Genomic DNA, 20,370 nt, shown 5'->3' on the forward strand with positions numbered 1-20,370 from the left:
GTCATGAGAAAGCCGCCGCGTTTCCCAAAGGCTTCGATTGGGGCCTATCTGATCGCCATAGCATTGGCGATCGCTTTGCCGATTCTGGCTTTCGTGGCATTGCTGCTGGTTCAGCTCGAAAGCAACGAACGCGATGTGCTGAAGCGCGATACGGTTCAAGACGCCCAGGCATTGGCGCGCACCATCGACCGGCAACTGCAGGACATGGCGACGACCCTGCGACTGCTTTCCTCCTCGCCGGAACTGGAGCGCAACGACATCGCCACCTTCTTCGACCGGACAGAGACGGTGCTGCGCACCGATTCGCTTTTCGTCCTGCTTTTGGACAAGGACGGTCAGATGCGGCTGAACACGCGCTGGCCGCTGAGCAAGCCGCTCGGCAAGACTGGCAATCTGGCCGCCTTGCAATCGGCACTCAATTCGGGCCGCATCGAGGCTTCGGACGTCTTTATCGGATCAGTCATCCACCGCTGGGTCTATAATGTCACCCTGCCGCTCGATCATTCGCCGGCCGGTGCGGCCCTTGCCATGACGCAGGATGCCGATGAACTCGCCAAGCTCGTGACGACCGATGCCCTTGCGCCCGGCTGGTCGGCTGCGGTCATCGACAGCTCCGGCCATATCGTTGCCGCCAGCGGCCCTGCCAATCATTCCCCTGGCGACGCGTTCAACAAGGATATCCTGCCGAAACTGATTGCCTCGAGCGGCGTCTATCAGGATGAGAAGGTCCTGCCACACTCGCTGCTCGGCTATGCGCAAATTCCGGGCTGGTCGTGGAAAGCCGTGGTCTGGGGGCCTATCGCATCCGCGCAGGCTTCGCTGATGAGCACCTGGCGCTTCCTGATCTATGGTGGCGTCACCCTGTTGCTGATCGCGGTGATTGCGGTTTATGCGCTGGCCCGACAGGTGCGCACTACCATCCAGAGCATCGCCGACATGGCGGACCGCATGGGCCGGGGCGAGATTGTTTCGCCGATCGAGACCAGTGTGATCGAGGCCAATCAGATGGCCATGGCGCTTTCCAACGCATCCTTCGATCGCAGCGAAACGGAGGACAGGCTGCATTTCGTCATGCATGAGCTCGTTCATCGCACCAAGAACCTGCTCGCGCTTGCCCAGGCAATGACCCGTCAGCTCGCCCGGCAGACCGACAGCGTCGACACCTTTCAGCGCGCGGTCGCCGACCGGCTGGAAGGCCTGGCGCGCTCGATCGAAGTCCTGACCAGCGAACAATGGTCCGGCGTGTCGCTGCGGCGGGTGATCGACATTCATCTGGCCACCTTCCTGCAAGGACCGCAACAACTCGATATCAAGGGCAGGGATTTCCTGCTCAAGCCGGAGGCGGTGCAGAATCTCGGCTTGATTCTGCACGAGCTGGCGACGAATTCGGTGAAATACGGCGCTCTGTCCGCTCCCGAAGGGAAGATCACCATCGAATGGACGAGCGCCGACGGCGAGATCGGGCAGATGATCAGGCTCATCTGGACGGAAAGCGGCGGCCCGATCGTCAAAGCGCCGACCATTACGGGCTTTGGCACAACCGTCACCAAGGCGCATGCCGCCGCCGCCTTCAGCGGCACAGTCGAGATCGACTTCCGTCCGACAGGCCTCGTTTGGGTGCTGAATGCTGTGCGCAGCACCATGGAGCGTGAGCGCGAACGAAACTAGCTGGCCCCCGACTCCGCCCGGAACATTCCACCGCAGGAGCCGTTCCAATTTCATCATTGGTCAATCCAGAGGAGAAAGACCATGCTGAAACACATTCTCCTGGCATCCGCAGCACTGTCCTTTGCTGTATGGGCTGCGCCCGCAACGTCCGCCGACTACGCTACTCTCGGCAGGCTCACCTGCACGTCGAAGGGGTCGACGGGCATGATCATCATGTCGCAGAAGAACCTGATGTGCATTTTTGAGCCGAGCGGCGGCGGGGCGCCTGCACGTTACGCCGGCATGATCCAGAAATATGGCGTCGATCTCGGCATTACCGGCCGCAGCGTCATGGTCTGGGTTGTGCTTGCTAAAACCGGCACACCATTCAGCGATATCGCGCTGGCCGGCGAATATTACGGCGTCGGCGCCGATGCCAGCGTTGCAGCCGGAGGCGGCGCCAAGGTCATCGCTGGCGGCACCAACCGGGCTTTCATGCTGCAACCTCTCAACGTCCAGGCCCAGGAAGGCGTCAACGTCGCCATTGGCGTCGAGAAAATGACGCTGGCACCCGCTTCGATTTGAGAAAGACAAGTTGGGGCGATTCTCGCAAATCGCCCCTATGCCGGACCTTCAAGTCTCTCAGATCCTGAAATCTTCCCACCGGGAAGATGGAAGCTCACTCGTTCATCGCCTTGACGATCTCCTCGGTGACCTTTTTGGCGTCCCCGAGCAGCATCATCGTGCCGTCCTTGTAGAACAGCGTGTTGTCGATACCAGCATAGCCGGAACCAAGAGAACGTTTGACGAAGAGGCAGGTCTTAGCCTTGTCGACGTCAAGGATCGGCATGCCGTAGATCGGCGACGTCTTGTCGTCACGTGCAGCCGGATTGGTGACGTCGTTGGCGCCGATGACATAGGCGACATCGGCCTGGGCAAATTCCGAATTGATATCTTCCAGCTCAAAGACCTCGTCATAAGGAACATTGGCCTCGGCAAGCAGCACATTCATGTGTCCCGGCATGCGGCCGGCGACGGGATGAATGGCGTATTTCACGTCGACGCCGTTCGCCTTCAGCTTGTCGGCCATTTCGCGCAGCGCATGTTGGGCCTGCGCAACCGCCATGCCATAGCCCGGCACGATGATGACCTTCGAGGCGTTGGCCATCAGGTAGGCGGCATCCTCAGCCGAGCCGAGCTTCACCGTCTTGTCACTATTGTCGGCGCCGCTGGACGCCGTTTCGCCGCCGAATCCTCCGAGGATGACGGAGATGAAGGAACGGTTCATGCCCTTGCACATGATATAGCTGAGGATGGCACCCGAGGAGCCGACCAGAGCACCGGTGATGATCAGCGCCAGATTGCCGAGCGTGAAACCGATGCCGGCCGCCGCCCAGCCGGAATAGGAGTTCAGCATCGATACGACGACGGGCATGTCGGCGCCGCCGATCGGCACGATCAGCAACACGCCGAGCGCCAGAGCCAGGGCGACGATCGCCCAGAAATTGAAGTGGCTTTCGCTGACCGCCAGGCCGAAGATGAAAAACAGGATAAGCGCCAGCAGCACGGCGTTGATGATATGCCGGTTGGGCAACAGGATCGGCTTGCCGGACATGCGGCCGTCGAGCTTCAGGAAGGCGATGATCGAGCCGGTGAAGGTCAGCGCACCGATAGCGACGCCGATCGCCATTTCGATGCGCGCTTCCGTATGGATATGCCCGATTTCGCCTATGCCAAAGGACGACGGCGTATAGAGTGCCGCGGCGGCGACGAGCACAGCGGCCAGACCGACCAGCGAATGGAAACCGGCAACGAGTTGCGGCATCGACGTCATCGGAATGACGCGGGCGATATAGGCCCCTGCCCCGCCGCCGATGGCAAGGCCGAGAACGATCAGCACGAAGCCGCCGAAGGAGGGTGTGGCGAGAACCAGCGTCGTGGCGATGGCGATGCCCATGCCGACCATGCCGTAGAGATTACCGCGGCGGCTGGTGGCCGGATGCGACAGGCCGCGCAGCGCCAGGATGAACAGCACGCCGGAGACGAGATAGAGGAAGGCCGCGATATTGCTCAGCATGCCGCCCTCACTTGTCTTTCTTCTTGTACATCGCCAGCATGCGCTGGGTGACAAGGAAGCCGCCGACGATATTGACCGAGACGAGCACCAGCGCCACGAAGCCGAAACCGGTGGCAAGCCCGCTGGCGGAAATGCCGACCGCCAGAAGCGCACCGACGACGATGACCGAGGAAATCGCGTTCGTTACGGCCATCAGCGGCGTATGCAGGGCGGGAGTCACCGACCACACCACGTAATAACCGACGAAGATCGCCAATACGAAGATCGCCAGTTGGAACACGAAGGGATCAATCGCGCCGCCGGAGATGGCGCTGACGGATTCCGGAGCCTGCGCGGCAGCGGTCGTCACAGCGGCAACGGCGTCGTTCAATTTCTGGAGCGCCTGATCCATCGCTTGGCTGGCCATCTACAGATCTCCCTTGTTGACCGTCGGCTGATCCGGGTCGACGAAATTCGGATGCACGACCTCGCCGCCATCGGTCAGCATCGTCGCCTTGATCAGCTCATCGGCCCGGTTGAGCCCGAGGTTCTTGCTATTCTTGTCGACCATCGTTTCCAGGAAGGTGACGAGGTTCTTGGCATAGAGCGCGGAGGCACTTGCCGGGATGCGGCCGGCCAGATTGGGATATCCGATCACCTTGACGCCCTCGACATCCGCCACGGTCCCGAATTCGACACCCTCGATATTGCCGCCGCGTTCGACGGCGAGGTCGACGGCGACCGCACCGGGGCGCATGGCCTTCAGCATTTCGCGGCTGACAAGCCGCGGCGCCGGACGGCCGGGGATCAACGCCGTGGTGATGACGATATCCTGCTTGGAGATATGTTCGGCAACCAACGCCGCCTGCTTGACCTGATAGTCCTTGGACATCTCCTTGGCATAGCCGCCGGCGGTTTCCGCCGCCTTGAACTCTTCGTCCTCGACGGCCACGAATCTCGCGCCGAGCGAGGCGACCTGTTCCTTGGCCGCAGGACGAACATCCGTTGCCGACACCTGCGCGCCCAATCGCCTCGCTGTCGCGATCGCCTGCAGGCCTGCGACGCCGGCACCCATGACGAAGACCTTCGCCGCCGGCACGGTGCCGGCCGCCGTCATCATCATTGGCAAGGCCCGGTCATAGACCGCGGCTGCCTCGATCACGGCCTGATAGCCGGCAAGATTGGCTTGCGATGACAGCACGTCCATCGACTGCGCACGGGTGATGCGCGGCATCAGCTCCATGGAGAAGCTTGTGAGCCCGGCCCGCGCCATGTCAGCGAGCGCTGCTTCATTGCCATAGGGATCCATGATGGCGATAACGATCGCGCCGCTCTTGTAACCGGCAATCTCTTCGCTCGTCGGCCGGCGCACTTTGAGAATGACATCGGCGCGCGCAGCATCCCGAGCGGAGCCGATACGCGCGCCGATGGCTTCATATTCATCATCCGGGATGCGCGACAGAGCACCGGCGCCGGCTTCGACCACAATGTCAAAGCCAAGGCTTTTCATTTTCTTCACCGTTTCGATGGACGCTGCGACACGCGTCTCATCCGCCACGGTCTCCTTGGCGACAAAAACCAGATTGCCCAACGACACCACCTCACGTCAAACGACAGCGCCACTGGATACAGCAGCGCATAGCCTGCAGACCCAGGGCTGAGATTCCATGGAAGGCGCGGGCCGGACGGCCCTGCATCGATTAGCGCGCTTGAAATATCAGCGCACGAGCATGGTGCCAACGATTGAAAGAACGAAGAAAATAAGCAGACCGCCAAGGAAGCCGGCATGACCGAAGAAGCCAGCCGCCATCGCTATCATCAACGCGGCGATGATCGCCGATCCGGCCCTGGCGACGAAAAGGAACCCGTGATAGGTCTTGTCGTGCTCTTTGTAGTCCATAGGAGCACCGGTTTCGACCGGTCCGGCTTGATGTTCGGCCATGCAAAAATCTCCCCTCTATGCACTCCCCGACCGGCTTTGCAAATCGCGTGTCGGCTGGAGTTCAGCCTCGAAAGCCGCGGTAGATCCCGAAGAGACACCGCGGCCAAATTTCCTCAATCGAGGGGTTACACAAAGCGACGAAAAATGCAATGCACGAGAACGCCGCAGCGGCTTGAGAAGGCTTAGCTGAACTGCTGCCGACCAGCAGCGCGGCCGCCAGCAGCCATTCGCGCCGTCGGCAGAATGGTCAGCGGATGCGTGCCGCCGTCAGCGCCGCGCGAGAACATCATCCGCCGCTCATAGGGTTCCGAATCGAAAAAGGGGTATCGCTGCATCAACTTGCCGCGAATCTCCTTCGACCGCGAAGCCAGCAGCGTCAGTTCGAAACCATAGGTCTCCGTCATGCGCGGCGGCACGATCGTATCTGCATAAAAGACACGTTTGTAGAAGGCGGCATGCGCCGGGCGGATATGCTGCATGACTCGGTCGGTATCGAAATAGACAGCGCCGACAATTGCCGGTCTCAGCGTCAAATAAGGCAGCGCCGGCATTTCAAGTTCGAAATCGGGATCGATGGCGAAGCGCGCCGGATCGATCAGCGTCATGCCGGCATCGAGAAAGGCATGGATTTCATCGGGAAAAATGCCTGTTGACTGGCAGACACGATGGTCCGGCGTGACATGGTGCACCCGCACCGTACTCACCAGCTCTTCGTAATAATAGACGCCGAAAATATAGGCCTGCTCGTCGAAATCGATATCGTCGATCATGGTCTGGGCCGCAACCGGCAAAACCGCACGCGCTTTATAGGCCTTGTAACGCAACCGAGCGACATCCTCCATGTCCTCGCTGCTCTCGATCCGGCGATATTCGATATGATCAAGCACCTCCATTAGCTTGCCGGCGAAGCTATTTTTCAAAGTACTTATATAAGACATGGTCGTTATTCCAAAACGTTAACGGACCATTATTGGTATTAATAGAAAAATTGATCAATAATCGTTTTAATTTTTATTAATTATCTTTTCGTTAAGGTTAATTTTTGATTAAAAATACCGGTATAGATTCGAATATTAACAAATTCTCATCTACAGATTATTGGGGATAAACTGACCGCGCTACCGGCTTTGCTGGGAAGAACCTAACGTAACGGCAGGCTAGGAAGTATCGGCGGCGGAAATGCCTGTCTGCCATCGAAAATGAAGGGGCTTGCACTGAGCGGCTTGAGTCCGGCTTGGTGTCCGAGGCAGTCGTAAAGGACGCTTTGTAACCGACCTCCCCGGCGAGGTCTAAGCCACATTATCCTGCCGGATGGCCGGCTGGTGGCGACCGAGATTGTCCACCATCTCAATGACGCTATCCCGCGGCACGGGAACCGAAAAGACATAGCCCTGGACGATGTCGGCCAAATCATATTGTTCAATGAGCGATAGTTGTTCCGGCGTCTCCACGCCCTCGATGACGATTTCCAGGCTGAGAGCCCGGGAAAGATCGGCGATACCGCACAGGAGCTTGAAACGGCGGCTGTCCGTGGTGATGTCGCGCACGAAGGAGCGGTCGATTTTGACGATATCCACAGGCAGCGTGTCGAGATAGCTGAGGCTGGAGAAGCCGGTGCCGAAATCATCGATGGCGATGGTGATGCCTCTGGCGCGCAGATCGGTGAGAACGGATCGCGTGATCGCGATTTCGTCCATCAGGCAGCTTTCGGTTACTTCCAGATGCAGCCGCGATGGGTCCAGCCCCGATGCATCGAGCGCTTCCATGACCATGGTGACGATATCGTTGCTGCGCAGATCCTGCGCCGAGAGATTGACCGAGACCGAGATCGGCTCCGGCCAGTTGGCACAGTCCCGGCAGGCCTGATTGAGCACGAAGCGGGTGATGCCGGTCACGATGCCCATTTCCTCGGCGATCTGCACGAAGACGTTGGGCGGGATCGAGCCCTTTTCCGGATGCACCCAGCGCGACAGCGCCTCGCAGCAATCGATGCGGCTGCCATCCGGCGTAAACATCGGCTGATAGACGGCATGCAGCTTACCGCCTTCGATTGCCTCGCGCAGATCCTCTTTCAGTTTCTGCCGCTCGACGTAACGGGCATCCATTTCCTGCTCGAAGGCGGAGCATCCGCCCTTCATCCGCGACTTGGTTTCGAACAGCGCCAGATCAGCCTTGATCTGCCATTCCTCCGGACGGAACTCGCGGCTCGACATGGTCACATAGCCGCCGCTGAAGGAAACGCGGAAACTATTGCGGTCCACCTCGTAGATGCCCGACATGGCGGCGTGCAGCGCATGCACGCGGCTATCCAAATCCGGCTCGCCATCCTCGTTCGGAAAAAACAAGACGAATTGATCCCCGACGAGGCGCGCACAAAGCGCCATGTCTCCCGCCCTCTCCTTCAGTCGCGCTGCTATGGCGACCAGCAGCCGATCGCCGATGAAATGCCCCTTAGTATCGTTGACGTGCTTGAAGTCGTCCACATCGAGAACCAGAAGGCCAATTTGGCCTTCCTGGGCGCGAGCGGCGAGCTTTTCCTTGACCATCTGGACGAAATATTCGCGGTTCGGCAGACCCGTCAGCGGATCGAAGCGCACCATATGCAGGATCTTGCGCTCGGCGCGAATGCGTGGCGTCACATCCTCGAAAATCAGAATGACAATGCCATCGGCACGACGGCTTGCCGAAAATTCCAGAAACAGATCCTCATTGAACTGAATGAGGGTGCGCGATAGCGAGCCGCTGACGAGCTGCGCCATCTGCCGCTGGATCAGGCCGGGCAGCGAACCGTCGATGAAGGCATGGCGGGCACCGTAGCGCAGCACGACATCGAACTCGCAATCCCTGAGCTGCTCCTGATGCGCCAGGTTCAACAGCTCGCAGGCTTTGCGGTTCACCACCAGGATCCGATTGTCGGCATCCAGCATGAACAGGCCGTGCGTCATATTGTTGAGCGCCGTATCGAACCGGTCGGCAATCAACGATATTTCGCGTGACGCGATGACGTTCTTGTAGAGAAATTCGCGCACGCCATTGGCCATCGAGCGCGTCGTCAACCCGAAGGGCACGAGCATGATGGAGACGATGGACTTGTAAAGCTGTTCCGACATCAGGCAGGCGACGATAATCGGCAGGCAGCAGGCCATGGTCTGGAGGTCGATCGCTTTCTGCGAACCATAGTTGCGGCCGACGATCGACACCATCGAGGCCATGGTCACGGCGATGCAGATGAACTCCGCCAACGGATCCTGGACGATCAGGATCGCATAGCCGCTGCCGATGCCGAGGATAGCCGCTGTCCCTGCGGCGCCAAGCACGTAGCGCGTTTCCCAATGAGCAATATCGGCGCGCGAAAAGGCATGTTTATCGGCAGCGTCGAACTGCCAGAAGGAATACATGCGGAAAGCGAAAACGGCGGCGAAAGCGAGACAGAGACCGAGATAGATGCCGGCGTCCGTGCTCAGAAACACGATGACATATGTCAGGATGTGAACAAACACACCCGTAAACAACGTTTTACGGTTTCCGAAAAGCGAACTTACGAACGACAGATAAACATCTGTCGGCACGGTGTCCGGGCTTTGAGGCTTCATTCAGAGTTCCCCTGATGCGGCAGGCACTCTAGTTGAAACTTTTTAAAATTTGATTGCCCAAATAGGGGGTATCTGGACGGATTTTCTAATCATCTCGGTCACTTACACTAATTTTGAGTGATATTTTGCATCGTATTCGTGCAATCAGTTAAAACTGATTCTACTCAGGCTATACTTATTAAATCATCAATTACTAAAACATAAACTAATGAAAATAGAGGGGCGATCGCTCAGAGTTTACCTGCCCGCTGCTGGATCATCATGAAAGTATCGAAGGTGTATTCGGAAAGTTGCATCCAGAGATAGGAGTCCTTCTTGTAAGCAACTTGATCGTCGTAGATCCGCTTGAAATAATTGTTGGATTTCGAGAGATCGGCATAAATTACGGTAGCCGCTTGGAAACAGGCCTCGAGAATTTCCTGGCTGAACGGGCGCAGCGTTACGCCCTGGTGCACGATCTCCTTCAGCGCCTGCGGATTTTTCAGATCATATTTCGCCAGCATATTGGTGTTGGCGAAAGCGCAGGCGTCCGCGAGGATCGTCTGATAGGTCTTCGGCAGCGCGTTCCATTTTTCCAAATTGAAGAAGGCGTGCACGACGGCACCGCCCTCCCACCATCCGGGATAGTAATAATATTTGGCGATCTTCTCGAAACCGAGTTTCAGATCGTCATAAGGGCCGACCCACTCCACGGCGTCGATCGTACCTTTGTCGAGCGCAGCGTAGACGTCATTGATGGGAATATCCTGTTGCGGCACGATGCCGATCTTTTCGATGATCTTTCCGGCGAGGCCGGCAATGCGCATCTTCAAGCCCTTGAGATCGTCCAGCGTATTGATTTCCTTGCGGAACCAGCCGCCCATCTGCGCGCCGGTATTGCCCGCCGGCAGACCGAACATGCCCTGCGTGGCATAAAACTCGTTCATCAGCTTGTTGCCATTGCCCTGGTAGAACCAGGCATTGGTAAGCCGGGCATTGAGGCCGAAAGGCAGAGCTGTGCCGATGGCATAAGTCGGGTCCTTGTTCCAGAAATAATAGGAACAGGTGTGAGCCGCATCGACGGTGCCGGCGCTCACCGCGTCGACCGCCTGCGCGCCTGGCACGATCTCACCGGCTTCAAAGGTCTGGATGACGAAATTACCGCCCGTCGCGTCCGAAACATGCGTCGCGATGTCTTCTGCACCGCCATAGATCGTATCCAGGCTCTTGGGAAAGGAGGAAGTCATCTTCCAGTTGATCTTCGGATAGTCCTGAGCCAGAGCGGGACTGGCGAGCGCCGAGGCGGCCACGCCCGCGCCAACCGCTCCGGCCCGCCTGATGAACGAACGGCGATCCATCGAAACCTCCCGTATATATGGCATTGCGGGAAACATGCTCTCCCGCTCATGGCGCAAGCGCTGGAGCTAACCACGCCATGCATTGTCTTTCAAGGTTGCTTTTGCACTGCATTATGGCGATTCCTGTACATCGTTATGACGAATAGAGACAAAGCTCGCCCGCAACCATTCCGCGTTGCCGAAGTCCCGCTCTTCGCTTAGATTTGACGGGCCTCGGCATCGACACCATATTCGTTCCGGGGTCCCAACCGATCCCCGATTGTCTCGCAATTCTCCGGAGCCTTGCATGCCCAGACCGATCATCGCCATTCCTGCCGATCTCCGCGAATTCGATGGTGTGACCTGGCATGCGGTGCAGCAGCAATATATCCGGGCAGCCGTCAATGCCGCCGGCCTGACGGCACTGATCGTCCCCGCGCTGGAAGACGGCAACGATATCGACGCCATTCTCGATCGCGTCGACGGCCTGCTCGTCTCCGGTTCCGCCAGCAACGTACATCCCTCGCTCTACGGCAAGGAAGCGCTCGAAAGCGACGGCCCCTTCGATCCGGCCCGCGACGCGACGTCGCTGCCGCTCATTCGCCGCGCCATCGATCGTGCCATCCCAATGCTCGCCATCTGTCGCGGCATTCAGGAGCTGAACGTCGCATTGGGCGGCACGCTCGCCAGCGAAATCCAGGAACAGCCGGGCATATGGGATCACCGCAAACCGCCGAATGTCGATCGCGACACGATGTATTCGATCCGCCAGAGCGTGTTCGTCAAGGAAGGCTCCTGCATCGCCCGCGTCATCGGCCCAGGCGAAGTGCGGGTCAACTCGCTGCACCGCCAGGCAATCGCCGAAACGGCGCCGCGGCTGCAAGTGGAAGCGATCGCCGAAGACGGCACGATCGAAGCCGTCTCGGTCATCGACGCCAAGGCTTTCGCCGTCGGCGTGCAGTGGCACCCGGAATATTGGGCGGAAACGGATTCGCCTTCGCGCAAGCTGTTTGCCGCCTTCGGCGATGCGGTGCGCGATTATGCGGCGAGCAAGGAGCAGCCTTTGGCAACCCCTCGCCACCAGCAGGCCGTTTGATCAAGCTTTTGATTTTACTGGTGTTTCCGGCACCGGCGTCAACGGGTTGCCGTTGCCGAACCACGCGATGATATTGTCCGCCACGAGATCGGCCATGGCGTTGCGCGTCGGCACCGAGGCAGATGCTACATGCGGCAGCAGCGAGACATTCGGCAGAGAGAGGTAAGCTGAGGGAACGTTCGGCTCGTCGTAGAAAACATCGAGGCCGGCAGCACCAAGCGTGCCGTTCCGAAGGGCGGCGATCAGCGCGTCGTCATCCACCGACCAGCCGCGTCCAACATTGATGAACACGCCCTGCGGCCCAAGTGCCGATAGTACCTCAGCATTGATCACCTTATGCGTCTCCGGCGTCTTCGGAACGATGGAAATCAACGTGTCCACCGATTGTGCCATCTCCTTCAGGGTCGGATAGTAATCGTAAGGCAACGAGTCGCGCGGCGAGCGCGTGTGATAGCCGATCTTCACCTTGAACGGCTCCAGCCGTCTGGCAATCTCCAGGCCGATGCGGCCGAGGCCGTAGATGCCGACGCGACGTCCCTTCAGGGAGAAAGGCGAGAGCGGAAAGGCTCCTTCCTTCACCCAGCGTCCCTCGCGCAGCCAGGTTTCCGCATTTGGAAATTGTCGTATCGTATTCAGCAACAGCGCGATGGCCGTATCGGCCACCTCATCGTTCAGCACATCGGGCGTGTTCGTAACCACGATGCCTTTCGAGGCCGCATGCCCGACATCGACGCCGTCATAGCCAACACCGAGATTGGCGATGACTTCGATATTGGGGAAGGCATCCATCCAGACGGCATTGAAACCGCCGGACACCGCCACGCCACGCACACGCGCCGCCGTCTCAGCATCGACCTTCGGGCTCTCGCCGGAGTCCAGCGCAATGATATCGAAGCGGCCTTTGAGCGTTTCGAGAACACGCGGGTGTATCTTCCCCGGAACGAGGACGGCAATGCGATTATCGGACAATGATCTTTCCTCTTGAAGATGCGGGTTCGACGCTATTGGCGCGCCTGATAGGGAGATGTCGACTGACGGATGCGCATTTCCGGCTTGATGAGATGAATTCCATCCGGCTCATGGCTGCCGGCAAGCCTATCCAAAAGCGCGCGCGCCGCAAGCCTTCCGACCTCGGCCTGACCGTTCCACACCGTCGTCAGCGCCGGAGTCGCGATCGCCGCCTCTTCCAGATCGTCATAGCCGGTCACAGAAATATCCTTGCCCGGCACAAGGCCGGCGCGGGAAATGCCGTTCATCAAACCGATCGCCACCAGATCGTTCCAGCAGACGGCGGCCGTCGGCTTCTGCGGCAGTGACAGGAGATGTACCGCCGCCTCGAAACCGCCCTGCTTGGAACGAGCGCCGGGAATGCGCAGATTGGGATCGACCTCGATGCCCGCCTTGCGCAGAGCGTTCACATAGCCCTGGTAACGATCACGGCCGGTTGAGGTCTGGTCCGTGCCGCCGATCATCGCGATGGTGCGGTGACCGAGGCTGATCAGATGGTTCGTCGCGAGCGAAATGCCATAGCTGTCGTCACCGCGAAAGGTCGGCAGGTCCAGCCCCTCCATCGAACGGGCGACGAGGATGGCCGGCATGCCGTTTTCCTCCGCCAGATCGAAATCCTCCGGCGGCGTGCCGATTGCCGGCGACATGATGATGCCGTCGCCGCCGAGCTGCAGCAGGGTTTCGAGGAAGGTCCGCTGCTTCTCGACCGAATCATAGTGGTTGGAGAGAATGAATGTATGACGGCTGCGGTCGAGCTCGCTTTCGATCGCCTTCAGAATCTCGCCGTAGAACGGATTCATGATGTCATGCACGACGACGCCGATAATTCCGGAACGCGATGTCCTGAGGCTCGCCGCACGGCGGTTGTAGATATAGCCGAGCGTGCGCGCCTGGTCCTTGATCTTCTCGCGCGTATTCACCGCCACCAGCGGACTGTCGCGTAAGGCAAGGGATACGGTCGCCGTTGAAATACCCAGCGTTTCCGCAATGGTCGAAAGCTTTATCTTTTGCGCCATGCGCTCCCCTCCTCGTGAAACGCAGCCAAATATATGATCCCGGCGCCTCACGAATCCGGAATTTAAAAACTTTAATTAAAAGCTTAAATCGCGCCGTGCAACTTGAATCCTCAAGGGAGCTCAGAATTCCCCATCATCTTCGTCATGGTCGCCGGCCTGAAGATTGCCGTCGATCGCCTTCAACAGACGCACGAGCGAACGGACATCCTTCTCCGAAAAACCGCGAGTGGCGAGTTCGTCGCAAGCCGCGGCCGAACTTGTAATTTCGGTGACGCTGTTGCGCCCGATCTCGGTGAGATAGACCTTTGTCAACCGGGCGTCCGCGGCATCGGGCCGCCGCTCGACGAAGCCCTGCGCCTCCATGCGCCCGATCGTGCGGGTCATGGTCGGCGCCTTGACGCCGAGCTTCTGCGCCAGCGTCCCCGCCGGCAGGCCATCGCTCTCCGCCAGCGCGAGGATGACGCCATCCTGGCCCGCGTAAAGGCCACTTGCAGTCAGGTTGCGGGTCAGAACCGTGCGCATCGACCGCGCCGCCTGCGTCAATGCCGGCGACAAATCGGCAAGCGTGTAGTCGCCGTGATCCTTCTTCTTACCCGACTTACCTTTTTTTCCGTCCTTGTTCTTCTTACCCATCGTGATTCCGTTGATCTTTCCGCCGCTGCAGCATCACGGTATGACATTGCGCAGGTTATTGACATAAACAAGAGGCACATCCGCAGATGGCACAGCCTATGCCGCGTTTCGATGACAATGATAGGACGCTGACGCCAACAGAACGGGCAAATTGGATCGTCGTCCTGCCGCTTGGCGCCCATGAACAACACGGGCCCCATCTGCCTTTCGAGACCGACACCTTGATTGCGGAGGGCATCGTCGCCCGCCTGAAGACTGCCCTACCATCTGATTTGCCCGTCACTTTCCTGCCCGTCGAGCCGGTCGGCTATTCCATCGAGCATATGGATATCGCCGGTACCAAAACACTCGCCTTCGACGACGCTGTCAATCGATGGCTTGATATCGCCGAAAACATGCACCATCTCGGCATCCGCAAATTCGTCATGCTGAACGCTCACGGCGGCAACTCGCCCTTGATGACCATCGTCGCGACGGAAGCACGCGTTCGCTTCGACATGCTGGCCGTCGCGACCAGTTGGACACGCTTTGGCGTACCTGAAGGGCTGATCGCGCCGGAGAACAAGGCCATCGATATCCACGGTGGCGATATCGAAACATCGGCAATGCTGGCACTCAACCCGGAGAGGGTCGACATGACCAAGGCTGCCGATTTCCCTTCGCAGCAATCCGATTTCATCAGGCGCTTCAAGCACCTGCGAGCCTATGGCCAGCACGCCTTCGGCTGGAGGATGTCTGATCTGAGCAAAGAGGGCGTAGCCGGCAACGCCAGTGCTGCGACTGCGGAGAAGGGTGAGCGGCTGATCGGCCATGCGGTGCAGGGATTGGTGGAGCTTTTGCGGGATGTCGATGAGTTTGATGTGGAGGCGTTGAGATAGCCGATCACTTGTGGCTGCCCTCTCCTCTTCGTCGGAAACGATTTCTCTCAGACCGACATCGAACCCGCCACTCCAAACCTGATGTGATCTTATAACATACAAAAGCCTTTGAACTGACGCCGCCAACTCCTTATATGGAAGCCGATCATTTTCCGCTCTCCGGAGAAAACTCCGATATTTCGAGGCTCCCATGACCGAAACAGCCACGCAGAAGCCCATTCCCGTCACCGTTCTCACCGGCTACCTCGGCGCCGGCAAGACGACGCTGCTGAACCGTATCCTCTCCGAAAACCACGGCAAGAAATACGCAGTCATCGTCAATGAGTTCGGCGAGATCGGCATCGACAACGATCTGATCGTCGAATCGGACGAGGAAATCTATGAGATGAACAATGGCTGCGTTTGCTGCACGGTGCGCGGCGACCTCATCCGCGTCGTCGAAGGTCTGATGCGCCGTCCGGGCCGCTTCGACGGCATTATCGTCGAGACCACCGGCCTCGCCGATCCGGTTCCCGTCGCGCAGACCTTCTTCATGGATGACGATGTCCGCGCCAAGACCGAACTCGACGCCGTCGTCGCGCTCGTCGATGCCAAGCACCTGCCGCTGCGACTGAAGGACAGCCGCGAAGCCGAAGACCAGATCGCCTTCGCCGACGTCGTCGTCATCAACAAGTCCGATCTCGTCTCTGCGGAAGAGCTGGCTCAGATCGAAGATATCGTCCGCGCCATCAATCCTGCCGCCCGCGTCTACAAGACCACCCGCTCCGGCGTCGATCTCGCCCGCGTTCTGAACCAGGGTGCTTTCAACCTCGAGCGCGCCTTGGAAAACGATCCGCATTTCCTCGAGCACGGCCATGAAGATCATGTCTGCGGCCCGGATTGCGATCACCACCATCATGACCATAATCATGATCATGATCACGACCATCACCACCATGATCATGATCACGACCACCATCACCATAGCCTGTCGGCCATTCATGACGTAACGGTGCAGTCGGTCTCGCTGCGTGGCGGCGAGATGAATCCGGAGCGCTTCTTCCCGTGGATCCAGAAGGTCACGCAGACCGACGGCCCGAACATTCTGCGCCTCAAGGGCATCATTGCCTTCAAGGGCGACGCTGAGCGCTACGTCGTCCAGGGCGTCCACATGATCATCGAGGGCGATCACCAGCGCCCCTGGAAAGACGGCGAAAAGCATGAGAGCCGCTTGGTCTTTATCGGCCGCGAACTCGACCGCGAAAAGCTGGAAAAGAGCTTCAAGGCCTGCGAGGCGGCCGCCTGATGCCGACTGTTGCTCCGCTTGATATCGACGGCCACGTTCTGGCCGTCGAATTTTTAGGTGATACCCCCTTCTTCGCCAGTGCTGCCGGCGCGATTCATCGGCTGGAAGGCGGCGAGAAGGTGACCGAAGCCCATCAGGGCATGCTCACCTGCGTTCGCGATCCCTACAACGACAGCTTGATTTCCGGCGGCGAGGACGGGAAGGTTCTCCGGATTGCCGCTGACGGCGGCGTTACCGTGCTTGCCGAGGCGCCGCGCAAATGGATCACCCAGCTCGCCGCCGGCCCGCAGGGCGCGGTTGCTTATGCCTACGGGAAAAGCAGCTTCGTGCGGCTGGCAGACGGCTCGATCAAGGAATTTGCCGAGGAGCGCACCGTCGAAGGCATCGCCTTCGCGCCGAAGGGCCTGCGCATCGCGGTCGCGCGCTATAACGGCGTGTCGCTGCATTGGGTCGGGATGGCAGGGCAGCCGATCAATCTCGAATGGAAGGGCGCCCATACCGGGGTCACCTTCTCGCCCGACGGTCAGTTTGTCGTCACCACCATGCAGGAAAACGCCTTGCACGGCTGGAAGATGGATACGAAGCCCGGCGCCGAGGCCAGGCACATGCGCATGACCGGCTATCCCGCCAAGGTGAAATCGCTCTCCTGGTCCAACAAAGGCAAGTGGCTTGCCTCCTCCGGCGCACCGGCGGCGATCGTCTGGCCGTTTCAGGGCAAGGATGGCCCGATGGGCAAAGCGCCGCTGGAACTCGGCACACGCGGCAACATCATGGCGACCTCGGTCAAGTTTCATCCGGTGGAAGACATCCTGGCGATCGGCTTCATTGATGGCATGATCCTGGCGGTGCGCATTGGCGACTCCAAGGAAGCGCTCTTGCGCCGTCCAGGCAAAGGTGCGATCACCTCGATGAGCTGGAGCAAATCCGGCAAGCTGCTCGCCTTTGCCTCCGAAACCGGCGATTGCGGCGTGGTTGACGTTTCCGCTTGATCAGAAAGATATGGTTATGTCCCAGACAGGAACGGCAATCGCCGGACATTCCCCTGCCGCAGCCGGCAGCGTCTGGGACGTAATCCGCCATGAAGCGGCCGACCTCGCCGGCCGCGAGCCGACCTTGCGCCCGCTGCTCGCAGCGCAGATCATCGCGACGCAGTCGGATGCCGAAAGCCTCGCCAATGTCCTGGTCGCCCGGCTTTCCGTCGCCGGCATCGAAACCGACGCTCTTTTCGCCCTGTTTCATGATGTGCTGACGCGGCATGCCGCAATCCTCCAGGCGACGGAGGCCGATCTCGTCGCGGTCCGCACCCGCGATCCCGCCTGTACGACCTATCTGCATGCGCTCCTGAATCTCAAGGGCTTCCACGCCCTTCAGACCCACCGCATCGCCCACGCCCTCTGGACGGAGGGCCGGCCGGAAATCGCCAGTTGGCTTTCCAACCTGGCCTCGCTCGTCTTCGGCCCGGATATTCATCCGGCGGCGAGGATCGGCTCGTCCATCATGCTCGATCACGGCTCCGGCATTGTCATCGGCGAGACTGCCGTTATCGAGGATGAAGTCTCGATCCTGCAGAACGTCACGCTCGGCGGCACCGGCAAGGAAACCGGCGACCGGCACCCGAAAATCCGCCATGGCGTGATGATCGGCGCCGGCGCAAAGATCCTCGGCAACATCGAAGTCGGCGCCTTCAGCAAGGTCGCGGCCGGTAGCGTCGTGGTAAAGCCGGTACCGGCCCACTGCACCGTCGCCGGCGTTCCCGCGACCGTCGTTCGCATCCATCGCGCCGATGAGATACCGGCCGAGACGATGGATCAGAATATCTAGCTTTAGTCCCTGAACGTCAGTGGCCGCCTCGTCCTTCGAGGCTGCGCCCGACGGGCTACGCGCCTCAGGATGAGGCGGAGTGGGCTCGTCGTCACAGTAAAGTAGAGACCGAACGATAGCCCGTTGCGGCCGGAGCCAAAAGATCAGCCCTCACCCTGAGGCGGGAGCGAAGCGACCCTCGAAGGGCGGGGGCGGGTGGATCGCATCAATGTCAGCCGTGACATAAGGTAGCAGGATACGGGCATCCGCAACACCTGTCCGCGACCTCCTTTTTCATGTCAGCAAAAACAACCCTTTAGTTACGTCCTTCATGGGCAACGCCTCCCTCTCCCGCCGCCCCCTTCACGGAACTGTCATATGCGCTTGCTAGCCCGGCATGGTTCCTTCCGCCTCGGCGCGGCGCACCTTAAGCGTCGGGGCAAAGCCCCCACTCGAGAGGATATGGCAATGATCTGTCTTTCGCGTCGCGCTGCCCTTGCCGCCGGCAGCGCGCTTACTCTGATTTCGCTCTGTTCCACCGCCGGTGCCGCCGACAAGGCGCCGACGAATACCGCGACGCCGATCAAGCATCTGGTCGTCGTCTTCCAGGAAAACGTCTCCTTCGACCACTATTTCGCGACCTACCCCAAGGCCGCAAACGTCGACGGTGAGCCGGCATTCAAGGCCGCCGACAACACGCCGACCGATATCAACACGCTGGCCAATGCCGGTCTTCTCGACAGCAATCCGAATAAGACCAACGCGGCAAACGGAGCCGATGCGGCCGCCCCGTTCCGCCTCGACCGCACGCAGGCAGCGACCCAATCGCAGAACCACGGCTACACCGCCGAGCAGGCGGCCTACAACAACTTCGCCATGGACCTTTTCCCGGCCAATACCGGCAGGGGCACCAAGGGTGCTGCCGGCGCTTTCGGCACCAAGGGCCAGGTCATGGGCTATTATGACGGCAACACCGTCACGGCGCTCTGGAACTACGCTCAGCACTATGCCCTGAACGACAATTCCTTCTCCACCAATTTCGGCCCGTCGACCCCCGGCGCGCTGAACCTCATCTCCGGCCAGACCAACGGCGCCATCCTGCCGCCCGGCTATGCGCTGGAGAAGGACGGCACCTATTCCAAGGGCCGCATCGTGCCCGACGGCAATGGCGGCTGGACCGTCATCAGCGACTTCGATCCGACCGGCGATGTCTGCTCGGTCGGCCAGACAGGGCTGATGTACGGCAAGAACATTGGCGACATGCTGAACGAACACAACATCACCTGGGGCTTCTTCGAAGGCGGCTTCGACCTGACGCAGACGAACCCAGACGGCACGACGGGCTGCAAGCGTGCGACGACCTCAACCGTCACCCAGGTCAACAGCGCTGACTATATCCCGCATCACCAGCCGTTCCAGTACTACGCCTCGACCGCCAACCCGACGCATGCGCGCCCGTCCTCGGTCGCTGCAATCGGCACCACCGACGCAGCCAACCACCAGTATGATGTGACGGACTTCTACGCGGCCCTGAAGAACGGCAACATGCCGATCGTCAGCTTCCTGAAGGCGCCGGCATATCAGGACGGCCATGCCGGCTATTCTGATCCGCTCGACGAGCAGGAGTTCGTCACCCAGGTGGTCAACACCGTTCAGAATTCGCCGGACTGGAAAGACACCGCTATCATCGTCCTCTACGACGATTCCGACGGCTGGTATGACCATGCCCACGCCGTCGTCAATCCATCGAAGCTTGGCGTCAAGGGTTATGACGTGCTGAACGGAGATGGCTGCTCGACCGGCACGCCGCTGCCGGGCGTCAACGGCCAGCCGGCCCAGGGCCGTTGTGGCTACGGCACGCGCCAGCCGCTGTTGGTTATCTCGCCCTACTCCAAGGTCAACTTCGTCGACCATACTTTGACCGACCAGACCTCCGTCATGCGCTTCATCGAAGACAACTGGATGGGCGGCGAACGTCTCGGTGGCGGCTCGTTCGATGCCATTTCCGGCTCGCTGAACAACATGTTCGACTGGTCGAAGGGCGATGCACAGAAGCTGATCCTCGACACAAAGACCGGCAATAGCGCTTCCTAAGCTGAA

General features: G+C 59.7%; 18 protein-coding genes. 8 read left to right on the forward strand and 10 right to left on the reverse strand.

What is annotated here, in order from left to right; translation table 11 throughout:
• The first annotated feature begins 3 nt into the window (after positions 1-3).
• Together NXC24_RS16575 and NXC24_RS16580 are read left to right on the forward strand one after the other, a co-directional pair.
• On the forward strand, positions 4-1,668 hold the full coding sequence (locus NXC24_RS16575) for a sensor histidine kinase (RefSeq protein WP_104825210.1): 1,665 nt from the start codon (positions 4-6) through the stop codon (positions 1,666-1,668).
• Between the two features lie 81 nt (positions 1,669-1,749).
• Positions 1,750-2,232 carry a DUF992 domain-containing protein gene (locus NXC24_RS16580; RefSeq protein WP_104824292.1) on the forward strand — a complete coding sequence of 161 codons (483 nt, stop codon included), beginning with the start codon at positions 1,750-1,752 and terminating at the stop codon, positions 2,230-2,232.
• A 94-nt stretch (positions 2,233-2,326) separates the two neighbouring features.
• Here the strand turns inward: NXC24_RS16580 and NXC24_RS16585 are convergent, their stop codons facing one another.
• The 7 genes from NXC24_RS16585 to NXC24_RS16615 form a co-directional block, all read right to left on the reverse strand.
• Positions 2,327-3,721 carry an NAD(P)(+) transhydrogenase (Re/Si-specific) subunit beta gene (locus tag NXC24_RS16585; RefSeq protein ID WP_104825211.1) on the reverse strand — a complete coding sequence of 465 codons (1,395 nt, stop codon included), beginning with the start codon at positions 3,719-3,721 and terminating at the stop codon, positions 2,327-2,329.
• 10 nt (positions 3,722-3,731) lie between these two features.
• On the reverse strand, positions 3,732-4,130 hold the full coding sequence (locus NXC24_RS16590; protein WP_104824293.1) for an NAD(P) transhydrogenase subunit alpha: 399 nt from the start codon (positions 4,128-4,130) through the stop codon (positions 3,732-3,734).
• Positions 4,131-5,294: a Re/Si-specific NAD(P)(+) transhydrogenase subunit alpha gene (locus NXC24_RS16595; protein ID WP_104824294.1), complete on the reverse strand. Its 1,164-nt coding sequence runs from the start codon at positions 5,292-5,294 to the stop codon at positions 4,131-4,133.
• Between the two features lie 126 nt (positions 5,295-5,420).
• Positions 5,421-5,645, reverse strand: coding sequence for an aa3-type cytochrome c oxidase subunit IV (locus NXC24_RS16600; RefSeq protein WP_104824295.1), 225 nt, complete (start codon positions 5,643-5,645; stop codon positions 5,421-5,423).
• 182 nt (positions 5,646-5,827) lie between these two features.
• Positions 5,828-6,583 (reverse strand): hypothetical protein, encoded by a 756-nt coding sequence (locus NXC24_RS16605; protein WP_104824296.1) that lies wholly within the window; start codon positions 6,581-6,583, stop codon positions 5,828-5,830.
• Between the two features lie 351 nt (positions 6,584-6,934).
• Positions 6,935-9,238 carry an EAL domain-containing protein gene (locus NXC24_RS16610; RefSeq protein ID WP_104824297.1) on the reverse strand — a complete coding sequence of 768 codons (2,304 nt, stop codon included), beginning with the start codon at positions 9,236-9,238 and terminating at the stop codon, positions 6,935-6,937.
• A gap of 230 nt (positions 9,239-9,468) precedes the next feature.
• Positions 9,469-10,575, reverse strand: coding sequence for a TRAP transporter substrate-binding protein (locus NXC24_RS16615; RefSeq protein WP_104824298.1), 1,107 nt, complete (start codon positions 10,573-10,575; stop codon positions 9,469-9,471).
• A 286-nt stretch (positions 10,576-10,861) separates the two neighbouring features.
• Here NXC24_RS16615 and NXC24_RS16620 point away from each other — a divergent pair, with 286 nt between their 5' ends.
• A complete protein-coding gene (locus NXC24_RS16620; protein WP_104824299.1) occupies positions 10,862-11,650 on the forward strand; it encodes a gamma-glutamyl-gamma-aminobutyrate hydrolase family protein in 789 nt (262 codons plus the stop codon).
• Here NXC24_RS16620 and NXC24_RS16625 read toward each other — a convergent pair whose 3' ends face one another.
• The 3 genes from NXC24_RS16625 to NXC24_RS16635 all read right to left on the reverse strand — a co-directional run bounded on the left by NXC24_RS16625 (position 11,651) and on the right by NXC24_RS16635 (position 14,307).
• The gene (locus NXC24_RS16625; RefSeq protein ID WP_104824300.1) at positions 11,651-12,619 is read right to left on the reverse strand and encodes a 2-hydroxyacid dehydrogenase; all 969 of its coding nucleotides are present in this window, start codon (positions 12,617-12,619) and stop codon (positions 11,651-11,653) included.
• Positions 12,620-12,651: 32 nt separating this feature from the next.
• Positions 12,652-13,674 (reverse strand): LacI family DNA-binding transcriptional regulator, encoded by a 1,023-nt coding sequence (locus NXC24_RS16630; RefSeq protein WP_104824301.1) that lies wholly within the window; start codon positions 13,672-13,674, stop codon positions 12,652-12,654.
• Positions 13,675-13,794: 120 nt separating this feature from the next.
• Positions 13,795-14,307 carry a MarR family winged helix-turn-helix transcriptional regulator gene (locus NXC24_RS16635; protein WP_104824302.1) on the reverse strand — a complete coding sequence of 171 codons (513 nt, stop codon included), beginning with the start codon at positions 14,305-14,307 and terminating at the stop codon, positions 13,795-13,797.
• A gap of 86 nt (positions 14,308-14,393) precedes the next feature.
• Between NXC24_RS16635 and NXC24_RS16640 the strand changes: the two genes are divergently transcribed.
• The 5 genes from NXC24_RS16640 to NXC24_RS16660 all read left to right on the forward strand — a co-directional run bounded on the left by NXC24_RS16640 (position 14,394) and on the right by NXC24_RS16660 (position 20,364).
• Positions 14,394-15,185: a creatininase family protein gene (locus tag NXC24_RS16640; RefSeq protein ID WP_104824303.1), complete on the forward strand. Its 792-nt coding sequence runs from the start codon at positions 14,394-14,396 to the stop codon at positions 15,183-15,185.
• A gap of 190 nt (positions 15,186-15,375) precedes the next feature.
• Positions 15,376-16,470, forward strand: coding sequence for a GTP-binding protein (locus NXC24_RS16645; protein ID WP_104824304.1), 1,095 nt, complete (start codon positions 15,376-15,378; stop codon positions 16,468-16,470).
• Entirely contained in the window at positions 16,470-17,459 is a 990-nt protein-coding gene (locus NXC24_RS16650) for a WD40 repeat domain-containing protein (RefSeq protein ID WP_104824305.1), read from the forward strand. The genes NXC24_RS16645 and NXC24_RS16650 overlap by 1 nt, the downstream gene beginning before the upstream one ends.
• A 16-nt stretch (positions 17,460-17,475) precedes the next feature.
• A complete protein-coding gene (gene cysE, locus NXC24_RS16655) occupies positions 17,476-18,291 on the forward strand; it encodes a serine O-acetyltransferase (protein WP_104824306.1) in 816 nt (271 codons plus the stop codon).
• 447 nt (positions 18,292-18,738) lie between these two features.
• Positions 18,739-20,364, forward strand: coding sequence for an alkaline phosphatase family protein (locus NXC24_RS16660; protein ID WP_104824307.1), 1,626 nt, complete (start codon positions 18,739-18,741; stop codon positions 20,362-20,364).
• Positions 20,365-20,370: the final 6 nt, after the last annotated feature.

This window comes from Rhizobium sp. NXC24, from assembly GCF_002944315.1.
GTDB lineage: Bacteria > Pseudomonadota > Alphaproteobacteria > Rhizobiales > Rhizobiaceae > Rhizobium.